Below are 11,801 nucleotides of genomic sequence, written 5' to 3' on the forward strand. Positions count from 1 at the left end.
AAGAGGAGTGTTTATAAATGGAAGATTTAGTTGTTGAACTTGGTGAAAGAAGTTATCCAATCATAATTAAAAAAGGATTAATTGATGAAGTGAATCTGGAAATCCAAAAAGTTTCTAAAGGTAAAAAGATATTTATACTAACTGATAAAAATGTAGGTTCTCATTATGGAGATAGGATAAAATCATGTTTAATTAACTCAGGATATGATGTTAAGCTAATGGAACTAGAACCAGGTGAGGAAACTAAAGCGTTTAGTACCCTTCCTTTGATATATAATGAACTATTAAATTTTAAAATTACAAGAAGTGACTTGATTATAACTTTAGGCGGAGGAGTAATTGGAGATCTTGGAGGATTTGCTGCATCAACTTTCTTAAGAGGTGTAGATTTTGTTCAAATACCAACTTCACTTCTTGCTCAAGTTGATAGCAGCGTAGGTGGAAAGGTTGCTGTAGATTTAGAAAGAGGTAAAAATTTAGTGGGAAGTTTTTATCATCCTAAATTAGTTTTAATAGATCCAAATGTACTTGAAACTTTAAGTGAAAGATTTTTTAGAGACGGAATGGCAGAGGTTATTAAATACGGATGTATAAAAGATAAGGAATTCTTTTACTTTTTGAAAAGCTTAAAAAATAAAGAAGAGGTTATGAACAATATAGAAAAAATTATCCACAAATGTTGTTTTATAAAAAAATGCGTTGTGGAAAATGATGAAAAAGATACTGGAGAGAGAATGCTGCTAAACTTTGGACATACACTAGGTCATGCCATAGAGACATATTATAACTTTAAGAAGTTTACACATGGGGAGGCAGTAGCTATAGGAATGTATGAAATAAGTAAGAGTGCAGAAAATAAAGGGTTAACTGATCAAGGCGTTAGTGAAGAGATAAGAGAGATACTAGTGCAATACAATCTTCCTTATGAAGTTGAAATAGATGATAGCTCGGAAGTTTTAGATACAATAGCATTAGATAAGAAAAATATTGATAATGTATTAAAAGTAGTATTATTAAGAAATATTGGAGAATCATATTTAGAAAAAACAAATGTAGAATTTTTTAGTTAATGATGTATATGAAAAAATAGGCTAGAAAGCAGATATGTTATTTTTGAGTATGTCTTAAGCAATGAATAAAAAAGTGAGGTAAAATCATGGGGAACTTAAAAATTTATCCTGGAAAATTAAGTGGGGAAGTTAAGATACCACCATCTAAAAGTATGGCACATAGAGCAGTAATTTGCGCAGCTCTTGGAGATGGTGTTAGTAAGGTTACAAATATAGATTATTCTGATGATATTATTGCTACAATTGAAGCAATGTCATCATTGGGAGCCAAAATAACAAAAAAAGAAGATTATCTGGAGGTTTATGGAATCAACAGTCCAGAAAATATTAAAGCTAATTCAGTTAAGGAACAAAGAACTATAGATTGCAACGAGTCAGGATCAACTCTTAGATTTTTAGTACCTATAGCAGCTTTATTTGATGGAGTTAATAGATTTGTTGGAAGAGGAAATTTAGGAAAGAGACCACTAGATACTTATTACAAAATTTTTGATAAGCAAGGAATTAAATATTCTTATAAAGATGGTATTCTTGATTTAACGACTGAAGGAAAATTAAAGGCTGGAGAGTTTAAGATGGAGGGGAATATTAGCTCACAGTTTATAACAGGATTATTATTTACGCTTCCTCTTTTAGATGGAGACTCTAAGATTGTAATTACAACAGAAATGGAATCAAAAGGATATATTGATTTAACTTTAAGAGCCATTAAAGACTTTGGTGTAGAAATTATAAATAATAATTATGAAGAATTTATTATAAAGGGAAATCAAATTTATAAGAGTATAGATTACAGAGTTGAAGGTGACTACTCACAAGCAGCATTTTTCTTCTGTGCTGATGCACTTTCAAGCAATATTGTGCTTAATGACTTGAAACTAGATTCTCTTCAAGGGGATAAAGAAGTAATTGACATATTACAAAGAATGGGACTGAAATTAAATAATAAAGATAATGGTTTAATTGGAAGCGCAAGTCTTGGACTTAAGTCTACTATAATTGATGGTTCTCAGTGTCCAGATATAATTCCGGTAGTATCATTGGTTGCTGCATTAAGTGAAGGAACAACAGAAATTATAAATGCAGGAAGACTTAGAATTAAGGAATGTGATAGATTAGCAGCTGTAACTTCAGAGCTTAATAAATTAGGTGCTAAAATTATTGAAAAAGAAGAAGGATTGATAATTGAAGGGGTAAAGGAGCTTAAAGGAAACGTGGAAGTTTGGAGTCATAAAGATCATAGAATAGCAATGACTATGGCTATAGCATCAACCATGTGTAAAGAACCTATTATACTTAAAGATTATGAATGTGTTTCAAAGTCATACCCTCAATTCTGGGATGATTTTAAGAATTTAGGAGGTGTGTTCGATGAGTGGAATGTGGGGGAATAAATTAAAGGTTTCTATATTTGGTGAATCTCACGGAGTTGGAATTGGAATTACAATTGATGGGCTTCCTTCAGGCGTTGAGATTAATCTTGAAGAGGTTATGAAAGAAATGGCAAGACGTGCGCCAGGAAAAAGTAATTTATCTACAGCTAGAAAAGAAGCAGATGCACCAGAAATTTTGAGTGGGTTCTTTGAAGGAAAAACTACAGGTACTCCTCTTTGCGCAGTGATTAGAAATTCAGATATGCGTTCTAAGGATTATGGAAAACTTAAAGATTTGATGAGACCAGGTCATGCGGACTATCCAGGTTTCATTAGGTATAATGGATTTAACGACTACAGAGGCGGTGGATCTTTTTCGGGAAGAATTACTGCACCATTAGTATTTGCTGGGGCTGTATGTAAGCAGGTGTTAGAAAGTAAGGGAATTAATATAGGAGCCCATGTTAAGAGCATTGGAGATATCCACGATAAGAGTTTTTATGATGTAGAATTAAGCAGAGAACTTTTAGAGGAATTAAAAACAAAGGAATTACCACTTTTAATTTCAGAAAAAGAAGAAGAAATGAGAGAGACAATTTTGAAAGCGAAGAAAGAACAAGATTCTGTAGGTGGAACTATTGAATGTACTGTTCTTGGAATAAATCCGGGAATCGGTAATCCGTTTTTTGATTCAGTTGAATCAACTTTAGCTCATTTAATGTTCTCTGTCCCAGCAGTTAAGGGAATAGAATTTGGAAAGGGCTTTGAAATGAGCAAATTAAGAGGATCTGATTGTAATGATGAATACTATTATGACGGTGATAAAGTAAAAACTTACACAAATAATAATGGTGGAATTACAGGTGGAATAACAAATGGAATGCCAATACTGTTTAAGGTTGGAATAAAGCCAACACCATCAATATCAAAAATTCAAAGAACGATAGATATTGCAGAAAAAAAGGAATCAGAGCTTGTTATTGAAGGACGTCATGATCCTTGTATCGTGCAAAGAGCTGTTCCAGTAATAGAAGCTGTAACAGCAATTGGAATACTTGATTTAGTGCTTTAGTAATAAAAATTTATAGTTCTAAGTTAATTAATATATAGTTTTTTATCGCAAATAGTGTATTAAGAAAGCAAAGTGTTAATTTGAATGAGTTAAGGTGCATTAAAGAAATTAAATATTTTTTAATTGTTCCTAAGTAAGGAGAAATGAAATGGCGGCTATAGATGATTATAGAAATAAGATTGATGAAATAGATAAAGAGATAACAAGACTTTTTGAAGAAAGAATGGATATAGTAATAAAGGTAGGAGAATATAAAAAACAGAATAATTTACCGATTTTTGATAAAAATAGAGAAAGTCAAGTTATAAAAAAAAATTTGGGGTATCTTAAAAATAAAGAATATGAGGATGAAGCCAGAGAGTTTTATACAAAAATAATGGAAATAGCTAAGTCTATTGAACATAAAAAAAGCACAAAAATTGTTATTGAAGGTAAATCAGTTAAGCTTAAAGAGTTTATAAATAAAGATAGAATTGGTTATTATGGTGTGAGAGGATCTTTCACAGAAGAAGCTATGATTAAATATTTTGGAGATACTAAAGAAGCAAAGGCTTATGAAGAATTCGAAAAAGTTTTTGAAGCAGTTAAAAATGAAGAAATTGACTATGGCATAGTTCCAATAGAAAACTCTTCAACAGGTGCTATTTCTGATGTATATGATCTCTTATACCAATATGAATTTTATATAATTGGAGAAGTATGTATAAAGATAAATCAAAATTTAGTGGGGATAAAAGGAACAACATTAGAAAGCATAACAGAAATATATTCACATCCACAAGGTTTTGGCCAGAGTACAGATTTCTTGAAAACTCACAGTGATTGGAAATTGATACCTTTCCAAAGCACAGCTTCAAGTGCTAGGTTAATAAATGATCTAAATGATAACTCAAAAGCAGCTATCGCCAGCAAAAGAGTAGCAAGTATATATGATTTAGAAGTAATAAAAGAAAATATTAATAATCAGTCAAAGAATTTTACAAGATTTGTAGTTATTAGCAAAGAAAATGAGAAAAATCCTAATGCAGATAAAGTGAGTGTAGTATTTTCTCTTGATGACAAAGCAGGAACTCTATATAAGCTATTACGTCATTTTGCAGAAAATAATATAAACATGATTAAGATAGAATCAAGACCTATGAAAAACGGTCCATGGAAATATTTCTTATATGTTGATTTTGAAGGAGAGCCATACTCAGATCAGGTAACAAAAGCTTTATCATTAATTAAGCAAAATAGTTTATACTTTAGGCTCTTAGGAGCTTATGAGAAAAATATAAAGTAAAATAGGAGGGATTAAATGGAGTTCTATGGAATTTTAGGAGGAACATTAAAACACACTATTTCGCCAATTATTCACAAAAAAGTTTTTTCATTGTTAAATATCGAGGGCGCTTATAAAGATTTTGTGGTAGGTCAAGAGGATATAGGAAAATTTACAGAAGCTTTAAAGGTACTTAAGATAAAAGGAGTAAATGTTACGATTCCTTATAAAGAAGAGATAATGAAATACTTGGATTTCATATCACCAGAAGCAGAAAAAATAAAAGCTATTAATACCATTTTACTGAAAAATGAAAAATTATATGGTTATAATACAGATTATTTTGGATTTGGAAAAATAATAAGCAAAAATAATATTAAGCTTAAAGATGAAGTCGTAATGGTATTAGGAACAGGAGGAGGAGCTAAAGCTATTATTACTTTCTTATTAGATGAAGGTGTAAGTAAAATATATTTAGTTTCTAGGACTCATAAAAATGATGAGCAATATGATGATAAAATTGAATGTGTTACTTATGAGAAAGTTGAACATATAAAAGGACATGTTATTATAAATACTACTCCAGTAGGAATGTATCCTAATGTAGATGCTAGTCCAGTTGGTCATAAAGTAATAGATAACTTTAATGTATTAATTGATATAGTATATAATCCAAAGGAAACTAAATTCTTAAGGCTGGGAAGAGAGCTTAATAAAAGTGTATATGGAGGTCTCACAATGCTAATTTATCAGGCAATTAAGTCTGAAGAGATATGGCAGGATTTTTCTATAAGTGAAGAAATAAGTGAAGAGATAAGTTCTTATATTAATGAAGAATTTAAATAAATAATAGAGGAGAGAAAAAGATGAAAAATAATATCATTATAATTGGAATGCCTGGTAGCGGAAAGACTACTTTTGGAAAAATTCTGGCAGAGGAATTAAATATAAAATTCTTTGATATGGATGAATATATTCAAGAGAAAACAGGTAAAACAACTATGCAGCTTTTTGAAAATGGAGAAGAATATTTCAGAGACATCGAAACAGAAACTTGTAAAGAATTAATGGGATATAATGATATATTAATTTCCACAGGTGGTGGAGTCATAAAAAGAAAAATAAATATTGATATATTAAAAAATGGTGGAACAATAATTTTTCTTGACAGACCAGTTGATAAAATTCTTGAAGACGTTGATGTTTCCTATAGACCACTTCTTAAAGATGGTAAGGAAAAATTATTAAAGTTATATGATGAAAGAATTGAACTATACAATGAATATGCTGAGGAAAAAGTTATTAATGATAGCGATATTAGTGTAGTAATAGATAGAATCAAAGAAATAATCAAGAATAATGAAAATGTTAATATAATGTAGTTAGGTTTCTATTACCTATAAATATATGATATATAACTTTTTAATGTAAATATTGAAATTGTATATAAATAAAGTTAACATTATGTAGTAGATTAGTAGGATAGTAGATTAAAAAAAAGACAAGTTTTTTTTAGTAGTATAGGAGGAAACAAAAATGATAATTATAATGAAACCAAAAGCAAGTGAAGAAGAAATAAAGAAAGTTAAAGACATTATTGAAGGAAAGGGATTAGAAGTCAATCTTTCTAGAGGAGACACATATTACATTATAGGTGTTGTAGGAGATACTTCAATAATAGATCCTAAGAAGATGCAAGTACTTAAAGGCGTAGATAGAGTAATGAAGGTGCAAGAGCCTTTTAAGAAAGCAAATAGAATATTTAAACCGGAAGATACAGTTATCGACGTTAATGGTTCGGTAGTTGGTGGAGGCCGTTTAGGAATAATGGCAGGACCATGTTCAGTGGAAAGTGAAGAACAAATAGTTGAAGTTGCAAAAAGAGTAAAGGCAGCAGGTGCAAACTTCTTAAGAGGAGGAGCATTTAAACCAAGAACTTCACCTTACAGTTTCCAAGGGTTAGAGCTTGAAGGCTTAAAACTTTTAAAAACAGCAAAACAGGAAACAGGGCTTCCAATAGTTACAGAACTTATGTCAACTGATTATATAGATACATTTGTTGAAGAAGTTGACGTTATCCAAATAGGTGCAAGAAATATGCAGAACTTTGATTTATTAAAACAAATCGGAAAGACTAATAAGCCAATTTTATTAAAGAGAGGTTTATCAGCAACTATAGAAGAGTGGTTAATGTCAGCAGAATATATTATGGCTGGTGGTAATGAAAATGTAATTCTTTGTGAAAGAGGAATTAGAACCTTTGAAACAATCACTAGAAATACTTTAGATTTGCAAGCTATTCCAGTGATTAAGAAATTATCACATTTACCAATTATTATTGATCCAAGCCATGCAGGGGGATATGCTTATTTAGTAGAACCAATGGCAAAAGCAGCAGTTATAGCTGGTGCAGATGGACTTATGATAGAAGTTCATAATGATCCTGAAAATGCATTAAGTGATGGACAACAATCACTTACACCAGATCAATTTGATAAATTAATGGGAAAAGTAAAAGCAGTAGCAGATATTGAAGGAAAAGAAATCTAGTTTTATGGAGGCTATGTATGAAAATTGTAGTTGTAGGTCTTGGAGTAATTGGTGGTTCGTTTACTATGGCTTTAAAAGAAGCAGGATATGATGATGTTTATGGAATAGATACTAATGAAGAAACATTAGTAAAAGCCGAAAATTTAGGATTAATTAAGGAAGGCTTTACTATTGGAGAAGAAATTCTTAAAAGTGCTGACTTAGTAATTATGTCGTTATATCCAAGGTTAGTTGAAAAATTTATTACTGATAATAAAGATAATTTTAAAGATGGAGCTGTAATAACAGATGCTACTGGAATAAAAAAGATGTTTATTGAACACATAGTAAAGATATTACCAAACAATATTGATTTTGTTTTTGGACATCCAATGGCAGGAAGGGAAAAGAAGGGAATAGATTTTGCAACAAATCAGGTATTTAAAGGCGCAAATTATATTTTAACTCCAGTAGATAGAAATAAAGAAGAAAACTTAAAGCTTATTGAAAACTTAGCTTATGAAATAGGTTTTAAGAAAGTTAGAAGGATAACTCCAGAGTATCATGATGAAATGATAGGATTTACAAGTCAATTGCCACATGCATTAGCTGTTGCATTAGTAAATAGTGATGTAGAAGGTAGAGATACTGGAAGTTTTATTGGTGATAGTTATAGAGATTTAACTAGAATAGCTAACATTAATGAAGACTTATGGAGTGAACTTTTCCTGGGAAATAAAGAAAATTTACTTATGAGCATACAAAACTTTGAAGATGAATTAGATAAGATAAAATATGCAATTAAAGATAATAATATAGAATCATTAAAAGAATTATTTATAAAATCTACAAAGAGACGTGAAAAGTTATAAAGAGTATTAGAAAGTCTATAGTGGTATTGTTATTGATAATACAGGTGCTATGAGGACAGGTTAGAAACAGGTAGATAAAAAATAATAAATATTATAAAAGACTATTCGTAAAATAAAATTATATTATTTTGCAGATAGTCTTTTTCCCTGTTAACTAATGCTAAAAGATTATTTTAGAATGGTGTGATCTAAGTTAGATGGTTAAAATCTATAGATCTTAATGTAATTAGTTATTGGATTTTATTTGTGATGTTGATATAAAATTATAAGTAGGATATTATTTATGTTCTAATTAATAATATAATCAATAGGATTTTAAAATAATACATTTAGTTTAAGAAATTCTGAAAGGATTTTATCAATCACTTTCAATTGTTAATTGTCAATTGGAACATATATATATACAATGATTTTAATAAGTTAGAAAGAAGGGTTAATATGATAAGAATTGTAGCGCAAAGTGTAGTAAAAGATGACAAGAGGGAAGAATATATTAATTTAGCAAAAGAATTAATTGAAAAGAGCAGACAGGAACAAGGGTGCATTTCATATGGGTTATTTCAAGATATAAAAAATCCTTCCATAATTACATTTATAGAAGATTGGGAAGATCAAAAAGCAATTGATTTACATAATAACACTGAACATTTTAAAAGGATAGTTCCTTTGTTTGCTGATTTACGAGTAAGTAAATCAGAAGCTAATTTTTATAAAGAAGTATAATTCAGTTAAGAATTAAGAGTTCAAAGTTAAGAGTTAAGGATGAAATAGCGAAGCTATTTCTAAAAATAAATATTTGTTGAAAAGCTTGTGGCTTTTCTTCATTAACTCTGAATTCTTAATTCTGAACTTTTAACTGATTAAACTAACTGAGTTATGAGTTTTAGTTTGATGACAGTATTTATTAGAATGTAGATACTTATTTATTAATATGGTTAAAGGAGGATTGTAAAATGGAAAATCAAAAATTAGAAATAGTAGATTTACGTTCTGCCTTGGAATTTTTGAAATCAGTTCCAGGACAATTAATTGAAACTAATGAAGCAGCAGATCCTAATGCTGAGATATCAGGTGTTTATCGTTATATTGGTGCAGGTGGAACAGTGATGAGACCGACAAGAATAGGACCCGCAATGATATTTAATAATGTAAAAGGCCATGAAGATGCAAGAGTTCTTATTGGACTTTTGGCTAGCCGTGAAAGAGTAGGCTTAATGCTTGGTGAAAAACCAGATCGTTTAGGATTTTTGTTAAATGAAGCAGTTAAGAATCCAATTCAACCAGTGGTTTCAAAGGAAAAACCTAAATGCCAGGAAGTAGTTCATTATGCAGATGAACCAGGTTTTGATATTAGAAAATTAGTTCCTGCACCAACTAATACAGAAGAAGATGCTGGACCGTATATAACTTTAGGCATGTGCTATGCTTCTGATCCTGAGAATGGAGACTCAGATATTACAATACATCGTTTATGTCTACAAAGTAAAGATGAAATGTCTATGTTTTTTACTCCAGGGGCTCGTCATTTAGGAGTATTTCGTGAAAAAGCTGAAAAATTAGGAAAGCCATTACCAATTTCTATTAGTATAGGAGTTGATCCTGCCATAGAAATTGCAGCATGCTTTGAACCTCCCACAACACCAATTGGTTTTAATGAATTAAGCATTGCTGGAGCTATTAGAAATAAAGCAGTTGAATTGACTGAGTGTTTAACAATTGATGAAAAGGCAATTGGAAATGCTGAATACGTTATAGAAGGAGAATTAATTCCGAATGTGCGTGTTAGAGAAGATCAAAACACAAATACAGGAAAAGCTATGCCTGAATTCCCTGGCTATACAGGTCCAGCTTGTGCTGAAATACCATTAATAAAAGTAAAAGCTGTTACTCATCGTATAAATCCAATAATGCAGACTTGTATTGGACCAAGTGAAGAACATGTCAGCATGGCAGGAATTCCAACAGAAGCAAGTATACTTCAAATGGTTGAAAAGGCTATGCCTGGCAGGCTGCTAAATGTATATGCTCATTCATCAGGTGGAGGAAAATACATGGCAATTTTGCAATTTAAGAAAAGTCAGCCAAGTGATGAAGGACGACAGAGGCAAGCTGCTTTATTAGCATTTTCAGCATTTTCTGAACTTAAACATGTAATCATAGTTGATGAAGATGTAAATCCATTTGATAGTAATGATGTAATGTGGGCTCTAAATACACGTTATCAAGGTGATGTTGATACAATATTTATTCCAGGAGTACGCTGTCATCCACTAGATCCATCACAAACACCTGAATTTAGCTCATCAATTCGAGATAAAGGAATTTCTTGTAAAACAATTTTTGATTGTACCGTGCCATATGATTTAAAAGACAGATTCCAAAGAGCAAAATTTAAAGATGTAGATCCAGCTCGTTTTGCACCAGAACTATTTGAGACACATTAAAAAAATAACAAGTAAATTTTGTGTGCAATATTTTAGGAAATTATTAAGGATGATATAAATGATAGAAATAAATAAAAAAATCAATAGAATAGAAGTAAAGCTTACTGCTCATTTTATGGGAGATGATTTATGTATAGTGTTAACTGGTGGAGATACACCTCATTTAGGCGCAATAACTGCCAGTTCACAAATCTTAGAACCACAAACAATAACATTTGAAAATCATAAAGAGAATTTTATTACAAAGATGTCAGCTGAAATACTAAGAAAAAATTTTTCTGGCAACTTTGTAATATGTTGTGGTATACATTTAGATGATATAAAAAAATCCGAAATAACTGAGGTAATGGATCTATGTAGACAAATGATAATAGAATTGTGCAATAGATTAAAGGATTTTTAATTAGAGGTGAAAGATGGAATTAGTAGTTGGAGTTACTGGAGCAACAGGAACTATTTATGCAGTTAAACTGCTTGAGGCTTTAAAAGAAGTAGAAAATGTGAACATTCATCTTATTATGAGTGAATGGGCTATAAAGAATTTAGAAATTGAAACAGGCTATTCAATGGATTATTTGAGAGATTTGGCAGACTTTACTTATGATAGTAAAGACTTAGGAGCAAAAACTTCAAGTGGGTCATTTATTACAAATGGAATGGTAATTTTACCTTGTAGTATGAAAACACTTAGTGCAATAGCTAATGGTTATGATGATAATTTAATTTCAAGAACTGCAGGTGTAATGCTGAAAGAAGGAAGAAAATTAATTTTGTGCCCAAGGGAAACTCCGTTAAGTACAATACATTTAGAAAATATGCTTAAGCTATCAAGAGTTGGAGCCAAAATAGTTCCTCCAATGCCTGCATTTTATAATAAGCCTGAAACTATTGAGGATATTGTAAATCATCATGTAATGAAAGTTCTTGATCAATTTGAGATACAGTATAGTAAGGGAAAAAGGTGGAATGGTTAAATTATGGTGTATACGCAGGAACTTTAGATGCAATTTCAGATGAAACTGGAAAGGTTAATGTAAGCATAAAGATTTATAAAATGTTATAAAAGTATATTGATTAAAAGATTGGTACATGGTTACCAATCTTTTTTGTTGTATAGGAAATTATAGAATTTCGAAGAGTCTAAAGCTAGATGGGATCTAGCTTTAGACTCTTCGGT

Annotated in this window: 12 protein-coding genes; all 12 read left to right on the forward strand. The window is 30.6% G+C overall.

Annotated elements, in window-relative coordinates:
- Positions 1-17 precede the first annotated feature (17 nt).
- The 12 genes from aroB to ACJDTP_RS25540 all read left to right on the forward strand — a co-directional run bounded on the left by aroB (position 18) and on the right by ACJDTP_RS25540 (position 11,598).
- Positions 18-1,070 (forward strand): 3-dehydroquinate synthase, encoded by a 1,053-nt coding sequence (aroB, locus tag ACJDTP_RS25485; protein WP_406762803.1) that lies wholly within the window; start codon positions 18-20, stop codon positions 1,068-1,070.
- A gap of 86 nt (positions 1,071-1,156) precedes the next feature.
- Positions 1,157-2,464, forward strand: coding sequence for a 3-phosphoshikimate 1-carboxyvinyltransferase (aroA, locus tag ACJDTP_RS25490; RefSeq protein ID WP_406762804.1), 1,308 nt, complete (start codon positions 1,157-1,159; stop codon positions 2,462-2,464).
- Positions 2,442-3,515 (forward strand): chorismate synthase, encoded by a 1,074-nt coding sequence (gene aroC / locus ACJDTP_RS25495; protein ID WP_017211220.1) that lies wholly within the window; start codon positions 2,442-2,444, stop codon positions 3,513-3,515. The genes aroA and aroC overlap by 23 nt, the downstream gene beginning before the upstream one ends.
- 148 nt (positions 3,516-3,663) lie before the next feature.
- On the forward strand, positions 3,664-4,800 hold the full coding sequence (pheA, locus tag ACJDTP_RS25500; protein ID WP_017211219.1) for a prephenate dehydratase: 1,137 nt from the start codon (positions 3,664-3,666) through the stop codon (positions 4,798-4,800).
- 15 nt (positions 4,801-4,815) lie between these two features.
- Positions 4,816-5,625 (forward strand): shikimate dehydrogenase, encoded by an 810-nt coding sequence (gene aroE / locus ACJDTP_RS25505; RefSeq protein WP_017211218.1) that lies wholly within the window; start codon positions 4,816-4,818, stop codon positions 5,623-5,625.
- A 20-nt stretch (positions 5,626-5,645) separates the two neighbouring features.
- Entirely contained in the window at positions 5,646-6,161 is a 516-nt protein-coding gene (locus tag ACJDTP_RS25510; protein WP_406762805.1) for a shikimate kinase, read from the forward strand.
- A gap of 154 nt (positions 6,162-6,315) precedes the next feature.
- Positions 6,316-7,329, forward strand: coding sequence for a 3-deoxy-7-phosphoheptulonate synthase (aroF, locus tag ACJDTP_RS25515; protein ID WP_406762806.1), 1,014 nt, complete (start codon positions 6,316-6,318; stop codon positions 7,327-7,329).
- Positions 7,330-7,346: 17 nt separating this feature from the next.
- Positions 7,347-8,180, forward strand: a complete 834-nt coding sequence (locus tag ACJDTP_RS25520) for a prephenate dehydrogenase (protein WP_406762807.1) — start codon at positions 7,347-7,349, stop codon at positions 8,178-8,180.
- Between the two features lie 438 nt (positions 8,181-8,618).
- Positions 8,619-8,903: a putative quinol monooxygenase gene (locus ACJDTP_RS25525; RefSeq protein ID WP_406762808.1), complete on the forward strand. Its 285-nt coding sequence runs from the start codon at positions 8,619-8,621 to the stop codon at positions 8,901-8,903.
- 230 nt (positions 8,904-9,133) lie between these two features.
- Complete coding sequence (locus ACJDTP_RS25530; RefSeq protein ID WP_406762809.1) at positions 9,134-10,624, forward strand: UbiD family decarboxylase; 1,491 nt, start codon at positions 9,134-9,136, stop codon at positions 10,622-10,624.
- Positions 10,625-10,682: 58 nt separating this feature from the next.
- Positions 10,683-11,027 (forward strand): prenylated flavin chaperone LpdD, encoded by a 345-nt coding sequence (lpdD, locus tag ACJDTP_RS25535; RefSeq protein ID WP_406762810.1) that lies wholly within the window; start codon positions 10,683-10,685, stop codon positions 11,025-11,027.
- A 13-nt stretch (positions 11,028-11,040) separates the two neighbouring features.
- On the forward strand, positions 11,041-11,598 hold the full coding sequence (locus tag ACJDTP_RS25540) for a UbiX family flavin prenyltransferase (protein ID WP_406762811.1): 558 nt from the start codon (positions 11,041-11,043) through the stop codon (positions 11,596-11,598).
- The last annotated feature ends 203 nt before the right edge of the window (positions 11,599-11,801 follow it).

Origin of the sequence: Candidatus Clostridium helianthi (assembly GCF_045310795.1) — a bacterium.
Lineage (GTDB): Bacteria > Bacillota > Clostridia > Clostridiales > Clostridiaceae > Clostridium > Clostridium helianthi.